This is a genomic window from Castellaniella sp., from assembly GCF_004321985.1.
GTDB lineage: Bacteria > Pseudomonadota > Gammaproteobacteria > Burkholderiales > Burkholderiaceae_B > Castellaniella.
In genome coordinates, this window is record NZ_SCQN01000033.1 from 1 (window position 1) to 15,075 (window position 15,075).

A 15,075-nucleotide genomic window follows, 5' to 3' on the forward strand; every position below is an offset into this window, starting at 1 on the left:
GGATACGCCGGGGACTTCGATCGGATACTGGAACGCCAGGAAGATACCGGAGCGCGCCCGTTCTTCGACTGGGAGCGCCAGCAGATCCTGGCCGTCGAATTCCACCGTACCGCCGGTCACCGTATAGTCGGAACGGCCTGTGAGGACCTGCGACAGCGTGCTCTTGCCAGCGCCATTGGGCCCCATGATGGCGTGGACCTCGCCCGGGTTGATGTCCAGATCCAGGCCACGGAGAATCTCCTTACCCTCGACCGTTGCGTGCAGATTTCTGATTTTCAGCATGATGGCTCCTTAACCGACGCTACCTTCCAGGCTCACGCCGAGCAGATTCTGCGCTTCGACTGCGAACTCCATGGGCAATTCCTTGAAGACTTCCTTACAGAAGCCGTTGACGATCATCGACACGGCGTCCTCGGCCGACAGGCCGCGCTGCATGGCATAGAACAGTTGGTCCTCGGCAATGCGTGATGCGGTCGCCTCGTGCTCCACGTTCCCCGTCGGGTTCTGGACCTCGATCGTCGGGAAGGTGTGCGCGGCGCACTGCTTGCCGATCAACAGCGAATCGCACTGTGTGTAGTTGCGCGCGGATTCCGCCTTGGGCGTCATGCGCACCAGGCTGCGGAAGGTGTTGCTGCCATGCCCGGCCGAGATGCCCTTGGAGATCACGGTGCTGCGCGTGTTCTTGCCCATGTGCACCATCTTGGTGCCGGTATCGGCCTGCTGGTAGTGATTGGACACAGCCACCGAATAGAACTCGCCCACCGAGTCGTCCCCGCGCAGGATCACGCTGGGGTACTTCCAGGTGATGGCCGATCCGGTCTCGACTTGGGTCCACGCAATGCGTGAACGGGCACCGCGCGCGTCGCCGCGTTTGGTCACGAAGTTGTAGATCCCGCCCTTGCCGTTTTCATCCCCCGGATACCAGTTCTGTACGGTGGAATACTTGATCTTGGCATCTTCCAGCGCGATCAGTTCGACCACCGCCGCGTGGAGCTGGTTCTCGTCGCGCATGGGCGCCGTACAGCCTTCCAGATAGCTGACCACCGCACCCTCGTCGGCGATGATGAGCGTGCGCTCGAACTGCCCGGAATCAGCATTGTTGATGCGGAAGTAGGTGGACAGCTCCATCGGGCACTTGACGCCCTTCGGGATGTACACGAAGGAGCCGTCGGAAAACACCGCTGAATTCAGGGCCGCGTAAAAGTTGTCACCCGGCGGTACCACCGATCCCATGTATTGCTGGACCAGATCCGGATGGGACCGGACGGCCTCGGAGAACGAACAGAAGATGATCCCCACGTCGGCCAGCTGCTTGCGGAAGGTGGTCGCCACCGACACGGAGTCGAACACCGCATCAACCGCCACGCCGGCGAGCTTGGCACGTTCGTGCAGCGGAACACCCAGCTTTTCGTAGGTTTTCAGCAGTTCGGGATCGACCTCGTCCAGGCTCTTGGGGGCGCTTTCGTTTGACTTGGATTTGGGTGCCGAATAATAGCTGATGTCCTGGAAGTCGGGTTCCGGGAAATGGACCTTCGCCCAATACGGCGGGGTCATCTTCAGCCATGCGCGGTAAGCCTTCAGGCGCCACTCGAGCATGAATTCGGGCTCGTGCTTGACCGCGGACAGGCGGCGAATCACGTCCTCGTCCAGGCCCTTGGCGAAGGTCTCCGATTCAATTTCGGTGACAAACCCCGCATCGTAGCCACGGTCGAGAAAGGAATCGAGCTTGTCGTTCACAGTACTCATTTGGACAGACTCCAGTTCGGAATGTTCGAAACAGCCCGCCGCGCCCCGGCTTTGACGGTGGTGGGCATAGGCAAATCATGGGCGATCATGTCAGCCACGGACACGGACTCCAGCGTGCGGCGCACGACTGCGTTGATCCGCTGCCAGTAGGGCCGGATCCGGCAGGCCGCTTCGACGGTGCAGACGCCCGGCAGCGCAGTGCACTCCGTCAGGCCGAACGGCTGGTCTTCAAGCGCATCGATGATCTGGGCGATGTTGATGTCTTCGGCGGGCCGCTCGAGGCGATACCCGCCATGGGCGCCCCGGGTGCTGGCGACCAGGTCGTGCTGCGCGAGCAGTTTCAGGACCTTGCTCACGACAGGCTGGCCCAACCCGAGGGCGACGGCCAGATCCGCTGCGCTGCAGACGTGAGTCGGCTCGGTGGCCATGTGCGTGAGCACAAGGATCCCGTAATCGACGATCTTGCTGATCCGCAGCATCGGTCCATCCAAGGGTAAGCCTAAGGAATCCAAATAGTACTGCTTTGGTACGGTTTAGGTCAAACCCTAAGTGACCATTCCGACGTCGTACGCTCTGCGCATACAATGGGGGAATTTCCGAATGACTCACGGTGCTCATCCCGTCGCGGTGCCCTGGATGTACTGCGCGGCCTGCGCACCGGCACCCACCGGGTTGAAGCATGACCGTTTCCGTCTTTGACTACGAGGCCGAGCTTGTCACCTGTGCGGCCGGTGATCGTTCCGCCTTTCTCGCGCTGTATACGTATGAAGCACCCGCCATGTTCACGCTGGCGCGCTGCATGCTCGGAGATGAAGCCGCCCCCGACGTGCTGCATGAGGCCTTCGTCCTCATCTGGCGGAACGCGGCCGGCTACAGCCCCGCGCTGGGGACCGCGCGCGCCTGGATGTACAGCATTCTGCGATACCGGGCGCTGAAGCGCCTGCGCGCGGAACGGGATTCGGGCCGGCAGGCGGACCAGCAGCCATTGCCCACCTTGCAAATCAGCCCCGAGTCCGGCGCGGTAGTCGGCGCACTGGCCAACCTGCCGCCGCCACAGCTCGAAGCTTTGCTGCAGGCCTACCTGCACGGGGGCGATTATGCACATATCGCAGACCGGCTGGACCGCTCCGAGCCCGACATCCAGGCCTCCATCGAAGCCGCCCTCGCCCAGATCGACGACGCGGTGTGCGCATGAAACAGCAGCGCTCATACTCCGATCCCGAAATCGCCTGCTACGTGCTGGGCCTGGACCTGCCGGAGCGGACCCAGGGGATACAGGCACTGCTCGCCCACAACGACGCCGCAGCGGCGCGCGCGCTGAAATGGGAAGCCTATCTGCTGAGCATCGTGGACGCGCTGCCGGCCACCCCGCCGCCAGACGAGGTCCTGCTGCAGATCGAGCAGACGCTGGGCATGACGTTCGAGGCGCCCGCCCCGGCACCGGTACTCGGCGAATCACGCACCCGGCCCCACCCTTCCACCGGCGAGCCCCGGCAGGCGTCGTGGCCACAGTGGCTGCGCTGCCCGCCATGGCTGCACGGCCTGTTGTCGCTGCCGAAAACGAAGCTGAGGACTGCCTGGCGGCCCTCGAAACGGGCCTTCCAGATCGGAGTGGTCGTCGGGCTGGTCATCGTGGTGCTGGCGGCACTGTTGATCAGCGCCAGCCTGCACACCACGCCGCGCACCGTCGTCAATCAGACGGTCACGACGGCGCACTAGGCGAAATCAGCGGGTGTACGCCATCTCGCCATGCGAGGTGATGTCCAGGCCTTCCCGCTCATCTTCTTCCGACACGCGCAAGCCCACCATCAGGTCCGCCGCCTTGTAGGCAATGCAGGCCGCGACCCCCGACCAGACCACAGTGACCAGCACGCTCTTGACCTGCACCCAGATCTGGGCCCACATGGCGAAGCTGTCGGGCGTCAGCCCGCCCGTGCCGCCCAGCCCCTTCGAGGCAAACACCCCAGTCAGGATGGCCCCCGCGATACCGCCCAGGCCATGCACGCCGAAGACGTCGAACGCGTCATCCGCACCCAGCAGACGCTTCAGGCCGCCCACCCCCCACAGGCACAGGGGACTGACCACCAGGCCCATGACGATGGCGCCCAGCGGGCCGACGAAACCGGCGGCCGGAGTGACGGCTACCAGACCGGCCACAGCGCCGGTCGCGGCGCCCAGCATCGACGCCTTGCCCTTGCGCAACATTTCGCCGGTCAGCCAGGACAAGGCGGCAGCGGCTGTCGCCAACACCGTATTGATGAAGGCCAGGCCCGCAACCCCGTTGGCCGCACCTGCCGAACCCGCGTTGAAGCCGAACCAGCCCACCCAGAGCAGCGAGGCGCCCACCATGGTCAGCGTCAGGTTATGGGGCGTCATGGCATCCTTGCCATAGCCCATGCGCTTGCCCACCATGTAGGCTCCCACGAGGGCGGCAACACCCGCGTTGATGTGCACCACAGTGCCGCCCGCAAAGTCCAGCGCGCCGTCCCGGCCCAGCAGGCCGCCGCCCCAGACCATGTGCGCCATCGGGATGTAGCTCAAGGTGAACCACAGCACCGCAAAGATGAGGACCGCTGAAAACCGGACGCGCTCGGCGAACGCCCCCACGACGAGTGCCACGGTAATGGCGGCAAAGGTGCCCTGGAACGCCACGAACACATACTCCGGCACCGTCGGCAGGACGGTGGAGAGTGTCTCTGGGGTAACCCCCAAGAGGAACAGCCTCCTCGTCCCGCCCAGGAACAACCCCTGCCCACCGAACGTGAGGCTGTAGCCGTACAGCGCCCACAGCACGCTGATGAGCGAGAAGATCACGAAAACCTGCACCAGCACCGACAGCATGTTCTTGGAACGCGCCAGACCGCCGTAGAACAGCGCCAGGCCCGGGATGGTCATCAGAATGACCAGCAGTGTGGAGGTGAGCATCCAGGCGGTGTCGCCGGAGTCCAGCCTGGACGCGGCTGCCGCGCCAGCGGACTGGGCAAAGGCCACGGAAGTAGAGGCGATCAGCACCAGCCCCAGCAACGAAGCAATCAGTTTTTTCATGGCAAATCCTTTCTTATTCCGGTCAATGGAGAGTGGCGGTTACAGCGCATTCACGCCGGTCTCGCCAGTGCGGATGCGAATGACCTGCTCCACTGCGGAAACGAAAATCTTGCCGTCGCCAATTTTTCCCGTGCGCGCGGCAGCCTCGATCGCCTCGACGACAAGCTCGACCTGAGCGTTGTCCACCGCCACCTCGATCTTGACCTTGGGCAGGAAGTCCACGACGTACTCGGCCCCGCGATACAGCTCGGTATGGCCCTTCTGGCGGCCGAAGCCCTTGACCTCGGTTACCGTAATGCCCTGCACCCCGATGTCCGAGAGCGCTTCACGCACTTCGTCGAGCTTGAAGGGCTTGATGATGGCAGTCACTATCTTCATGTCGGGATTCATGGTCGCACCTGTGGTTTGCTGAATGAGCAATTTCTTTCAAGCAAAAACCATGCCAACTATTCGGCACTGATTTGGTGCAACCGGCCCGCCAGCGGGCGGGCGATTCAAAGGTCGAGGTGACCTTCGGTTGGCGGCGAGGCCGCCGCGCCTTCCAGGGCCCGTGCGAGCCCATCGTGTGCGGCCGTCAGATCGGCGCGCAACGCCTGAAGCTCGGCGCCGGAGAGGCGCACGGCAGCATCCTGGTCACGTGGAACGTCGTTGCCATCGCCCAGGCGATTGCGCGCGCCCGCGATGGTGAAGCCCTGTTCGTACAGCAGATCGCGGATCCGCCGCACCAGCAAAACCTCGTGGTGCTGGTAATAGCGGCGGTTGCCGCGCCGCTTCACGGGCTTGAGCTGTGTGAATTCCTGTTCCCAGTAGCGCAGGATGTGCGGCTTGACGCAGCACAATTCGCTGACCTCGCCGATCGTGAAATAGCGCTTGGCGGGAATGGGGGGCAACGGAGCCGAAGGAGCCGCCAGCGTCATTCGTCACCTCCTGTCGCCGCAATGCTGTCTTTCAGCTTTTGGCTGGCATGGAAGGTGACCACGCGGCGTGCGGCGATCGGGATGACCTCTCCCGTTTTTGGATTGCGCCCCGGACGGGGTGGCTTGTGACGAACCTGGAAGCTGCCAAAACCGGATAGCTTGACCTCGGTTCCCTGAATCAGGGCATCCCGCACCTCGGAGAAAAAGGTATCGACGACGTCCTTGGCTTCGCGCTTGTTCAGGCCCACGCGTTCGAACAGCAGTTCGGCGAGCTGGGCTTTGGTCAATGTCCGATCGGTTTCCACCAATAAGTCCTCCTATGAGCGCAGACGCGCCCCATGTGCCTGGGCTAGCGCCTGAGTCAAACGCTGCATGCAGTATTCGATCTGGCGATCATCCAGGGTGGTGTCCTGCCCCTGGAACCAGAAGCGCAACGCCAGACTGCGCTGATCGCCGGATTCAGCGTCTCTCCAGATGTCGAACAGTTTAATGTCTTTCACGACCGCGAGGGCTTCATCTGCAGACACCTCGTGTTCAAGTGTATCAAGGACTGCCTGCCAGGCCAGCTTTGCATCCACCCAGATCGCCAGATCCCGCACCACCGTCGGTTGACGCGACAGGTCAGCCGGCGCCGGGAAGGCGCGCTGCGCAATGCCGGCGGTGTCGATCTCGAAGACCACTGGTGCATGCACTAGATCCAGCGCCTGCGCCCAGCGCGGGTGGACCTCGCCCAGCCAGCCTATGGGCTGGCCATCGAGCACCAGATGCGCACTACGCCCCGGGTGCAGCGCGGGGTGCTGGGCCGGCTCGCAACGCAGCCCCGCAGCCCGCACACCCAGCAGCGACACCAGATCGTGTTTTACATCGAAGAAGTCCACCGGACGCGTGGCCGCGCCCCACTGTTCGGACACCGCCGGCCCCCAGGCGGCAGCCGCCAGATGCGTGGGCTGCGCGACGCCTGCAACAGACAAATCGCCATCCGGCACCGATGCGTCACGCGCAAACACGCGGCCCACCTCGAAAAGCCGCACCCGGGTCTGGCGATGCTTGGCATTATGGGCGATGTTGTCCAGCAAGCCGCCGATGAGGCTGGAGCGCATCACGGCCAGCTGGCTCGCAATAGGGTTGAGCAGCCGGATCGGCTGTTCATTGCCGCAATAGTCGTGTTCCCAGGCTTCTTCGACGAACGAAAAATTGATGACTTCCTGGTAGTCCAGCGCGACCATCTCGGCGCGCATGGCATGCAGCCCATAAAGCGTTTCGGGCTGGATCCGCATCCGCGCCGGCGCCAAGGGCGGCTCGTCGGGGATCAGGTCGAACCCGTGGATCCGGGCGACTTCCTCGATCAGGTCTTCTTCAATGGTCAGGTCGAAGCGCGCTGCCGGCGGCGTCACGACGAAGTCGTCGCCATGCTGCTCGAAAGCCAGGCCCAGGCGCGAAAAGACGTCGGCAACCGCTGTCGCCGCCAGGCTCAGCCCCAGAACCTTGTTGCAGCGGGACAGCCGCATGCGGACCGGCTCGCGGGCGGGCAGCTTGGCGATCTGGTCATCCAGTGGACCGGCCTGGCCGCCGCAGATGTCCAGAATCAGCCCCGTCATGATCTCCAGATGTTCCGGGATCGTGGAAAAATCCACGCCCCTCTCGAAGCGGTGGCCCGCCTCGGATGTCAGTTTGTAGCGACGCGGGCGACCCATGATGGCTTCGGGCCACCAGAAGGCCGCTTCCAGATAAACATCCGTGGTATCCAGGGTCACGGCGGAAGCCTGGCCTCCCATGATGCCCGCCAGACTTTCAAGCGCAGAGTCGCCCGCAATGACCCCCACATCGGGCGCCAGCGTGATGGTCTCGCCGTTGAGCAGCTCGAGCTGTTCCCCGTCCCGACCCCAACGCACAGTCAGCCCGCCGCGAATGCGCTGCAGGTCGAACACGTGGCTGGGCCGACCCAGTTCCAGCATGACGTAATTGGAAATGTCCACCAACGCCGACACCGACCGCTGGCCGGCGCGCTCCAGGCGGGACTTCATCCAGGCGGGGGTGGCGGCACGCGCGTTGACGCCTTTCACGACACGGCCCGCGTATCGGCCGCACAGATCGGACGCCTCGATCCGCACCGGCAGGCGATCAGGAATCGTCACGGGCACATGGGGGATGTCGGGGACGTGCAAGGCACACCCGGTCAGCGCGGCGACTTCGCGTGCGACGCCGGCAATGGACAGGCAGTCGGCGCGGTTGGGAGTGAGCTTCAGCAGGTAAATGGTATCGTCCAGATCCAGCGCCTCACGCAGATCTCGGCCAGGTTCCAGATCCCTCGGGAGCTCAAGCAGGCCCGCGTGATCCTGAGACAGCCCCAGCTCGCGCGCCGAGCACAGCATGCCGTTGGAAACCACCCCACGCATCTTGACCGGCGCGATGTGCATCCCGCCCGGCAGCTCGGCGCCGACCTTCGCCAGCGGCACGACCAAGCCGGCTGCGGCATTGGGCGCACCGCAGACGATCTGCAACGGCTCGCCCGATCCGTCATTCACGCGACAGACATGCAGCTTGTCCGCATTAGGATGATTCTCGACGGCCTCGATGCGCGCGACCACGACCCCCGAAAACGCGGGAGCAAATGGATCTGCGTCCTCGACCTCCAGGCCAGCCATGGTCAGGCGATGCGCGAGCGCCTGGCTATCGATGTCGGGGTTGGCCCAGGTGCGCAGCCATGATTCTGGAAATTGCATGATTCGGATTCCGTATCGACAAAGGGCTAGGCGTTGAACTGGCGCAGGAAGCGCAGGTCACCCTCGAAGAACTGGCGCAAGTCGTTGACGCCGTATCGCAGCATGGTGAGGCGCTCCAGCCCCGAACCGAAGGCAAAACCGATGTAGTGCTCCGGGTCCAGACCGAAATTGCGCACGACCTGGGGATGGACCTGGCCGGAACCGGAAATCTCCAGCCAGCGCCCCTGGTTCGGCCCGGAGGTGAACATCATGTCGATTTCCGCGGACGGTTCCGTGAACGGGAAGAAGGACGGACGAAAGCGCAACGTCAGGTCTTCGGTCTCGAAAAAGGCGCGCAGGAAGTTCGTGTAGACACCCTTCAGGTCCGCAAAGGAGATGTCCTCTGCGATCCACAGGCCTTCGACCTGATGGAACATGGGCGAATGGGTGGCATCGCTGTCCACACGATAGGTACGGCCTGGGGCAATGACCTTGATGGGTGGCTTGTTCATCCGCGCGTAGCGCACCTGCATGGGGCTGGTGTGCGTGCGCAGCACCAGCGGCAGGCCATGCGCATCCTGCATGTCCACGTAGAAAGTGTCCTGCATGGAACGCGCCGGGTGATTCTCCGGATTATTCAGGGCCGTGAAGTTCGTCCAGTCGTCTTCGATCTCGGGGCCGTCTGCGACATCGAAGCCGATGGAGCGAAAAATCTGCTCGACTCGCTGCCAAGTGCGGATGACCGGATGAATGCCGCCCGTACCTCGGCCGCGCCCGGGAAGCGTGACGTCGATGGTTTCCGCCGCCAGGCGCTGATCCAGTTGGGCCTGCGCGAGCTGCGCGCGCCGCTCGTTGAGCAAGGCCTCGACCTGCTGCTTGGCCTGGTTGATCTGCGCGCCCCGGGTGCGCTTCTCGTCACCCTGCAACGCTGCCAGGCCCTTCAACAAGGCCGTGAGCGAACCCTGCTTGCCCAGAAAGGCGGCCTTTTCGTTTTCCAGAGTGGCGGCGTCATGCGCCTGCGCAAAACGCGCTCCGGCCTGTTCAATGAGCGAGGCTAGCGTAGTGTCCATATGTCGTATAGCTTCCAAAACGCAAACGGAGCCCGAGTGAGCTCCGTTTGCGATGAGACAGAATCGAAAACGAAACTGTGTCGATCAGGCCGCCAGCGCGGATTTCGCCTGGGCCACGACGGCCGCAAATCCGGCCTTGTCGTGGACTGCCATGTCTGCGAGGACCTTGCGGTCCAGCTCGATGGAGGCCCTGCGCAGCCCCGCGATGAATACGCTGTAGGTCACCCCCAGCTCGCGGCAACCCGCGTTGATACGGGCAATCCACAAGGCACGGAAAGTGCGTTTCTTGTTGCGGCGGTCACGGTAGGCATACTGGCCTGCCCGCATGACAGCCTGTTTGGCGACACGGAATACGTTCCCGCGGCGGCCGCGATAACCCTTGGCGGCCTGAATGACTTTTTTATGGCGTGCACGAGCAGTGACGCCGCGTTTGACGCGAGGCATGTGAAATCTCCGATCAGGCGAAAGGCAACATCGCCTTCACCGAGGCAACGTTGGTTTCATGGACAGCGGCCGAACCACGCAATTGACGTTTGCTTTTCGTGGTTTTCTTGGTCAGGATGTGGCGCTTGAAGGCCTGACCCCGCTTGAGCGATCCACTACCGCGCATCTTGAAGCGCTTGGAGGCGCCTTTTTTGCTCTTCATCTTGGGCATGACGATACTCTGTTGACTTGGCAAACCCAGGTGATCCGGCATTCGGATGCTTTTCTGACCCGGCATTTGCGTGAAACCGTGACCCACGCGCGCAACAAGCGCGATGGGACAGTGCTTTATCGAAAAACGAAAAAAGCCCTTGATTATAGGATGATTTATTCAGGCTTGTCGACCGGATCTTCCAGAGCCTGGATCCGTGCCTCCAGGGCATCGACCCGCTTCAAAGCCCGCGCCAAGAGCTCGGCCTGCACGTCGAACTCTTCGCGGGTGATGAGGTCCATGCGGGCGAAAGTCTGCGTCATGAAGGTCTTCATGGTGCGCTCGATATCGGCTGCCGGGGTCTTCGCCAGCAGTTCGGACATGTTCTTCTGAAAATCGTCGAACCATTGGTTGGGCGGGATCATGGCGGACTCCTGGTACGTAAAGCCTTATTTTACCCGGTCACGGCCCAGTGCTTCGCCCTGCGGCATCGGGGCGAAACCGCATCGCTGCCGCAACGTGCTCAGGCAAGATACTTCGGGCATCCCCCAGATCCGCCAGAGTGCGTGAAACGCGCAGGATGCGCTGGGTGGCGCGCGCCGACCAGCCCCAGCGATCCACCCCGCCGGCGAGCAACGCCCGGCTCTTGTCATCCGCGCCCGCATGGACCTCCAGGCCCGCTGCATCCAGCTGGGCGTTGAGGCAGCCCTGGCGATCCTGCTGGACGGCGCGCGCCCGCAGGACGCGGCTGCGCACGACCGCGGTAGACTCTCCCACAGGCGATTCGAACCAGCGCGGTTCGGCAACCAGCGTGACGTGCAGGTCGATCCGATCCAACAGGGGACCCGACAGCCGGCTGCGGTACTGCAGGATGCGCTCGGGCGTACAGCGGCAGGACTGGCGTGCATGCCCAAGATATCCGCACGGGCATGGGTTCATGGCCGCGACCAGCTGGAACCGCGCCGGGAACTGGCAGCTCCCGGCGGCGCGCGCAATCGTGACGTGCCCCGTTTCCAGTGGCTCCCGCAAGGCCTCCAGGGCGCGCCGCTCGAATTCCGGCAGTTCATCGAGAAACAGCACGCCCCGGTGAGCCAACGTGATTTCTCCTGGCCGAGGATGTGCCCCGCCTCCAACCAGCGCCGGCATGGATGCCCCGTGATGTGGCGACCGGAACGGCGGCACACGGGGCAGGTGCTCCAGCGGCCGCGCCAGACCATGCACTGCAGCGACTTCCAGTGCGTGGCGAGGCGACAGATCAGGCAGCAGGCCTGGCAAACGCTGGGCAAGCATGCTTTTGCCCACCCCCGGCGGACCGCAGAACAGCAGACTGTGGCCCCCGGCAGCCGCCAGTTCCAGCGCGCTGCGCGCCGTACTTTGGCCCCGGACATCGGCCATGCAGGGAATTTCAGTCGGCTGCGCGCTCGCCCAGCCGGCAGGCTGCGCCGCTGCCAGCGGTGCACGCCCTTGAAAATGTTCGGCAACCGCGTGGAGGCTGGGCGCCGCCAGTACGCGCAGCCCGGGCACCAGCGCCGCGACGGAAGCAGCCTGAGGCGCCATGATGAGTACGGCGTCGGGGTCGTCCTGCGACACGGCCAACCCAATCGCCAGCGCGGAACGGGCCGCCACCACCGTGCCGGTCAAAGACAGCTCACCCGCAAGCACCACGTGGCGGACGTCGGGCGCCTCGCCGGCGCCATCGACAATCTGTCCGGATGCGAGCAATACGCCCAGGGCAATTGGCAAATCGAATCGCCCGGAGTCCTTGGGCAGATCCGCTGGCGCGAGATTGGCCGTGATCCGCCCGGCCGGGAAATCGAAACCGCTGCTGAGGACTGCTGAACGCACACGGTCCCGGCTTTCACGCACTCCAGCGCCGGGCAGCCCGGTCAGCGAAAACGATGGCAGACCGCCCCCTACATGGACCTCGACCTGAACCGGCCAGGCCTGCAGGCCGAAAAGCGCCCGGCTGGACAATACGGCAAGCGACATGAGGCCCCCACACTGGCGAGGCGCGCCGACAGCGCGCCCCATACATTTCAGTACTGTAGGGGATGAATCAATGCAAATACATGGCAACGCGCCCGATTCGTCCATCGGGGGCGTTGCCCATGGTCGTTTCTGTCCAGTCGTTCCGATTGACGATTCGCGACTCAGAAAGACATGCGTGCCGGTCGATGTGCTGCGACTACTTCTTCGTGTCGCTACCAATAGCACCCTGGATGGCCGCATCGGCCTTGGCCGCGCCCTCCTTCACCGATTCACGGGCGCTATTGGCCGCTTCGCCGGCCTTATGGGCAACCTCGCCCGCCTTGTCCGCAATCGTGCTGCCGGCTACTGCAGCCTTTTCCTTGGCAGCCGCAGCCGTGTCCTTGAGCTTGTCGCCCATGGACTGCTGGCCAGCCGGCGCGCTCTGGTTCTGGGGAGCTGGAGCGGGTGCAGCGGGTGCCGACGATTGCGGAGCGGGCGTCGTCGAAGGCGCAGGCGCGGCCGGCGGCGGCGTCTTCGCATCGTCGCTCTTGGAGCATGCGGCCAACAGGCTCAGCGATGCGAGTACAGCAGCGAGTGTCAGCGTATTACGCGTCATGGTCATGATCTTCCCTATTCAAAAATTCCGCTCGACTTGTTCAGCGGATCCTCAATCAGCAGGACCGGCTTGTTACAACCGGCTTGGTTACAATTCTAGTCACCCAGAATCCCGGGTAAACCCTGATATGTAATGACTGATTTCATGAGGACCGGGGCTGCGTCGAACCCGCGGGCGGAACCCCCAAGGGGGAAGGACCCCGGGAGCAGCCCGTCGTTCTTCGCGGGAGTTGAACAACTGGACACAAAACGCTGAGCATCGGAAGGTCATCCGCAACAGAACCGCCGCCGGTGCCGCAACGGAAGACGCGATGGAAGGCTCAAGGGGCCAGATCGGCCAGATCGATGCGCTCGGCCCGATTCAGGGCCGCTGCCACCTTCACGCGTAGCGCATTGGTGTGCGCCCGGCGGATTTCCTTCTTGACATCCAAAAGCTGCTGCGGGTGCATGGAGAACCCAGTCAACCCCAACCCCAACAGCATTCGGGTGATCCCGACGTCGCCAGCCATCTCTCCGCAGACCGACACGGGTTTCCCGGCCCGCTCACCGACGTTGATGGTGTGCGCAATCAGGCGCAGGACGGCCGGATGCATGGGATCGTAAAGCGCAGCCACATCTTTGTCGCCCCGATCGATCGCCAGGACATACTGGATCAGATCGTTGGTGCCGATGGACAGGAAGTCCATTTCCTCCGCGAAAGGCTCGATCGCGATGGCCATGGCTGGAATTTCCACCATGGCGCCTACTTGAACATCCGCTTCGTGGGGCACGCGGGCGACACGCAACTCCTCGGCAGCACGATCCAACGCCCGGCGCGCTGCCTGGATCTCCTGCAGGCTGGAAATCATCGGGAGCAGAATGCGGACGGGACCATGCCGGGCCGCCCGCAGCAGGGCTCGCAACTGCGTATTGAACAGTTCCGGATTAGCCAGGCAGTAGCGAATCGCCCGCAACCCAAGGGCAGGATTCGCCGCCACGGTCGCCTCGCCATCCAGCGTCTTGTCGGCGCCAATGTCCAGCGTCCGGATCGTGACGGGCCGGCCCGCCATCGTCCGCACGGCCGAAGTATAAGCTTCGTACTGCTCGTCCTCGCCGGGCAACTCCCGCCGTCCCATGAAGAGAAATTCGCTGCGGAACAGGCCGATGCCTTCGGCACCCGCCGCCAATGCGTCGGCCGCTTCTTCGGGCAGCTCGATATTGGCTTCCATGCGAATCCGCACCCCATCCAGCGTCACAGCCGGTGCAAAACGCAGCGCCTTGAGCTCGTCGCGCTCGCGCAGGAAGGCAGTCTGTCGTTCACGATATTCGGCCAGCACGGAGGCAGGCGGGTTTACCAACACCATGCCGTTCAGACCGTCGACGATCAGCTGGTCACCGTCGCGCACCAGCATACGCACCCACCCCATGCCCACCACGGCCGGCACATTCATGCTGCGCGCCACGATGGCGGTATGCGAAGTTGCTCCGCCGAGGTCCGTCAGAAAGGCCGCAAATTTGCCGCCACGCAGCCGCATCATATCGGCTGGGGAAATATCGCGAGCCACCACGATGAGGCTGCCGTCGGAATCCACGGCATCCAGGTTCGGCAGCCAGTGCCTGGAACCGGACAGCACCCGCAGCACGCGTTCAATCACCTGGCGCACGTCGGCGCTGCGCTCGCGCAGGTAATCGTCGTCCATCGTGGCAAACTGCTCGGCGAGAATCTGCCCCTGGGTCGTGAGCGCCCATTCAGCGTTGTACTGGCGATCGGAAATGAGCTGGCACACCGACTGCACCAGCATGGGGTCCTGCAGCAGCATTGCATGCACTGACAGCAACACACCCATTTCGCGCGGCGCATCGTCCGGCAAGGTCTCGACCATCTGATGCAGGTCGCGCACGGCGGTTTCCACCGCCTGGCTGAAACGGTGCTGCTCGGCCTCGATGTCGCCGGGTGCCAGCCGGTAGTGCGCCACCTCCAGCGCTGCTGCGCTCATGACAACGGCGCGCCCGATGGCATAGCCCCGCACGACGCCCTGGCCGTAGAGACACAGGGTGGAAGAAAGAGATTCTGAAGAAGAGGTCGTCAAGCCTTCAGCAAGCGCTTCCATGGGTCTGTCACCCCACTATTCCGGTTCCCCGAACTTGCGATCGAACAAAACCCGGATGTCTGTCAATGCCTGATCTTGATCGCCCCCGTTGGCATCCACACGAACCGTCACACCTAGTCCTGCCGCCAGCATCATCACCCCCATGATGCTCTTGGCGTTGACCCGCTGCGCACCCCGAGAAATGAAGATCTCGCTCTGGAAGCGTGCCGCAAGCTGAGTCAGCTTCGCGGCTGCGCGCGCATGCAGGCCAAGCTTGTTGGTGACGACCAGATCGATGGATGGCATGTG

18 protein-coding genes are annotated in these 15,075 nt (G+C 63.5%); 2 read left to right on the forward strand and 16 right to left on the reverse strand.

All coding sequences use genetic code 11. The features are described 5' to 3' along the window. The 3 genes from EPN31_RS06565 to EPN31_RS06575 form a co-directional block, all read right to left on the reverse strand. Window positions 1-282, reverse strand: a 282-nt coding sequence (locus tag EPN31_RS06565; RefSeq protein ID WP_291770932.1) for an ATP-binding cassette domain-containing protein, incomplete at its 3' end; no start/stop codon positions are given. Window positions 283-291: 9 nt separating this feature from the next. Then, window positions 292-1,746 (reverse strand): Fe-S cluster assembly protein SufB, encoded by a 1,455-nt coding sequence (gene sufB, locus EPN31_RS06570; RefSeq protein ID WP_291770933.1) that lies wholly within the window; start codon window positions 1,744-1,746, stop codon window positions 292-294. Next, window positions 1,743-2,225 carry an SUF system Fe-S cluster assembly regulator gene (locus EPN31_RS06575; RefSeq protein WP_291770935.1) on the reverse strand — a complete coding sequence of 161 codons (483 nt, stop codon included), beginning with the start codon at window positions 2,223-2,225 and terminating at the stop codon, window positions 1,743-1,745. The genes sufB and EPN31_RS06575 overlap by 4 nt, the downstream gene beginning before the upstream one ends. A 200-nt stretch (window positions 2,226-2,425) precedes the next feature. On the opposite strand from EPN31_RS06575, the gene EPN31_RS06580 reads away from it, so the two are divergent. Together EPN31_RS06580 and EPN31_RS06585 are read left to right on the forward strand one after the other, a co-directional pair. Continuing rightward, window positions 2,426-2,941 (forward strand): sigma-70 family RNA polymerase sigma factor, encoded by a 516-nt coding sequence (locus tag EPN31_RS06580; RefSeq protein WP_291770937.1) that lies wholly within the window; start codon window positions 2,426-2,428, stop codon window positions 2,939-2,941. Beyond that, window positions 2,938-3,465, forward strand: a complete 528-nt coding sequence (locus EPN31_RS06585; RefSeq protein ID WP_291770939.1) for a hypothetical protein — start codon at window positions 2,938-2,940, stop codon at window positions 3,463-3,465. The genes EPN31_RS06580 and EPN31_RS06585 overlap by 4 nt, the downstream gene beginning before the upstream one ends. 6 nt (window positions 3,466-3,471) lie before the next feature. On the opposite strand, the gene EPN31_RS06590 is transcribed toward EPN31_RS06585, so the two are convergent. The 13 genes from EPN31_RS06590 to EPN31_RS06650 all read right to left on the reverse strand — a co-directional run bounded on the left by EPN31_RS06590 (window position 3,472) and on the right by EPN31_RS06650 (window position 15,072). After that, on the reverse strand, window positions 3,472-4,791 hold the full coding sequence (locus EPN31_RS06590; RefSeq protein WP_291770941.1) for an ammonium transporter: 1,320 nt from the start codon (window positions 4,789-4,791) through the stop codon (window positions 3,472-3,474). Between the two features lie 39 nt (window positions 4,792-4,830). Next, complete coding sequence (locus tag EPN31_RS06595; protein WP_291770943.1) at window positions 4,831-5,169, reverse strand: P-II family nitrogen regulator; 339 nt, start codon at window positions 5,167-5,169, stop codon at window positions 4,831-4,833. 116 nt (window positions 5,170-5,285) lie between these two features. Next, window positions 5,286-5,708 (reverse strand): MerR family transcriptional regulator, encoded by a 423-nt coding sequence (locus tag EPN31_RS06600; protein WP_291770945.1) that lies wholly within the window; start codon window positions 5,706-5,708, stop codon window positions 5,286-5,288. Then, window positions 5,705-6,016: an integration host factor subunit alpha gene (locus tag EPN31_RS06605; RefSeq protein WP_291770948.1), complete on the reverse strand. Its 312-nt coding sequence runs from the start codon at window positions 6,014-6,016 to the stop codon at window positions 5,705-5,707. Before EPN31_RS06605 ends, EPN31_RS06600 begins: the two co-directional genes overlap by 4 nt. A gap of 9 nt (window positions 6,017-6,025) precedes the next feature. Beyond that, window positions 6,026-8,431 (reverse strand): phenylalanine--tRNA ligase subunit beta, encoded by a 2,406-nt coding sequence (gene pheT / locus EPN31_RS06610; RefSeq protein WP_291770949.1) that lies wholly within the window; start codon window positions 8,429-8,431, stop codon window positions 6,026-6,028. A gap of 26 nt (window positions 8,432-8,457) precedes the next feature. Continuing rightward, the gene (gene pheS, locus EPN31_RS06615) at window positions 8,458-9,480 is read right to left on the reverse strand and encodes a phenylalanine--tRNA ligase subunit alpha (protein WP_291770951.1); all 1,023 of its coding nucleotides are present in this window, start codon (window positions 9,478-9,480) and stop codon (window positions 8,458-8,460) included. An 84-nt stretch (window positions 9,481-9,564) separates the two neighbouring features. Continuing rightward, complete coding sequence (rplT, locus tag EPN31_RS06620; RefSeq protein WP_291770953.1) at window positions 9,565-9,924, reverse strand: 50S ribosomal protein L20; 360 nt, start codon at window positions 9,922-9,924, stop codon at window positions 9,565-9,567. A gap of 13 nt (window positions 9,925-9,937) precedes the next feature. Then, window positions 9,938-10,135, reverse strand: coding sequence for a 50S ribosomal protein L35 (gene rpmI, locus EPN31_RS06625; protein WP_291771072.1), 198 nt, complete (start codon window positions 10,133-10,135; stop codon window positions 9,938-9,940). Window positions 10,136-10,290: 155 nt separating this feature from the next. Beyond that, window positions 10,291-10,539 (reverse strand): accessory factor UbiK family protein, encoded by a 249-nt coding sequence (locus EPN31_RS06630; RefSeq protein WP_291770955.1) that lies wholly within the window; start codon window positions 10,537-10,539, stop codon window positions 10,291-10,293. A 37-nt stretch (window positions 10,540-10,576) separates the two neighbouring features. Further along, window positions 10,577-12,103, reverse strand: coding sequence for a YifB family Mg chelatase-like AAA ATPase (locus tag EPN31_RS06635; RefSeq protein ID WP_291770957.1), 1,527 nt, complete (start codon window positions 12,101-12,103; stop codon window positions 10,577-10,579). Window positions 12,104-12,299: 196 nt separating this feature from the next. Then, a complete protein-coding gene (locus EPN31_RS06640; RefSeq protein WP_291770960.1) occupies window positions 12,300-12,704 on the reverse strand; it encodes a hypothetical protein in 405 nt (134 codons plus the stop codon). A gap of 313 nt (window positions 12,705-13,017) precedes the next feature. Next, window positions 13,018-14,787, reverse strand: a complete 1,770-nt coding sequence (ptsP, locus tag EPN31_RS06645) for a phosphoenolpyruvate--protein phosphotransferase (protein WP_291770962.1) — start codon at window positions 14,785-14,787, stop codon at window positions 13,018-13,020. A gap of 15 nt (window positions 14,788-14,802) precedes the next feature. Continuing rightward, window positions 14,803-15,072: an HPr family phosphocarrier protein gene (locus EPN31_RS06650; RefSeq protein ID WP_291770963.1), complete on the reverse strand. Its 270-nt coding sequence runs from the start codon at window positions 15,070-15,072 to the stop codon at window positions 14,803-14,805. Window positions 15,073-15,075: the final 3 nt, after the last annotated feature.

Excerpts from the sequence above, each read along its gene's own strand:
- EPN31_RS06575 (WP_291770935.1), bottom strand. The coding sequence starts at position 2,225 with ATGCTGCGGATCAGCAAGATCGTCGATTACGGGATCCTTGTGCTCACG.
- EPN31_RS06635 (WP_291770957.1), bottom strand. The coding sequence starts at position 12,103 with ATGTCGCTTGCCGTATTGTCCAGCCGGGCGCTTTTCGGCCTGCAGGCC.
- sufB (WP_291770933.1), bottom strand. The coding sequence starts at position 1,746 with ATGAGTACTGTGAACGACAAGCTCGATTCCTTTCTCGACCGTGGCTAC.
- rplT (WP_291770953.1), bottom strand. The coding sequence starts at position 9,924 with ATGCCTCGCGTCAAACGCGGCGTCACTGCTCGTGCACGCCATAAAAAA.
- ptsP (WP_291770962.1), bottom strand. The coding sequence starts at position 14,787 with ATGGAAGCGCTTGCTGAAGGCTTGACGACCTCTTCTTCAGAATCTCTT.
- pheT (WP_291770949.1), bottom strand. The coding sequence starts at position 8,431 with ATGCAATTTCCAGAATCATGGCTGCGCACCTGGGCCAACCCCGACATC.
- EPN31_RS06595 (WP_291770943.1), bottom strand. The coding sequence starts at position 5,169 with ATGAAGATAGTGACTGCCATCATCAAGCCCTTCAAGCTCGACGAAGTG.
- EPN31_RS06630 (WP_291770955.1), bottom strand. The coding sequence starts at position 10,539 with ATGATCCCGCCCAACCAATGGTTCGACGATTTTCAGAAGAACATGTCC.
- EPN31_RS06585 (WP_291770939.1), top strand. The coding sequence starts at position 2,938 with ATGAAACAGCAGCGCTCATACTCCGATCCCGAAATCGCCTGCTACGTG.
- rpmI (WP_291771072.1), bottom strand. The coding sequence starts at position 10,135 with ATGCCCAAGATGAAGAGCAAAAAAGGCGCCTCCAAGCGCTTCAAGATG.
- EPN31_RS06580 (WP_291770937.1), top strand. The coding sequence starts at position 2,426 with ATGACCGTTTCCGTCTTTGACTACGAGGCCGAGCTTGTCACCTGTGCG.
- pheS (WP_291770951.1), bottom strand. The coding sequence starts at position 9,480 with ATGGACACTACGCTAGCCTCGCTCATTGAACAGGCCGGAGCGCGTTTT.
- EPN31_RS06600 (WP_291770945.1), bottom strand. The coding sequence starts at position 5,708 with ATGACGCTGGCGGCTCCTTCGGCTCCGTTGCCCCCCATTCCCGCCAAG.
- EPN31_RS06640 (WP_291770960.1), bottom strand. The coding sequence starts at position 12,704 with ATGACCATGACGCGTAATACGCTGACACTCGCTGCTGTACTCGCATCG.
- EPN31_RS06590 (WP_291770941.1), bottom strand. The coding sequence starts at position 4,791 with ATGAAAAAACTGATTGCTTCGTTGCTGGGGCTGGTGCTGATCGCCTCT.
- EPN31_RS06650 (WP_291770963.1), bottom strand. The coding sequence starts at position 15,072 with ATGCCATCCATCGATCTGGTCGTCACCAACAAGCTTGGCCTGCATGCG.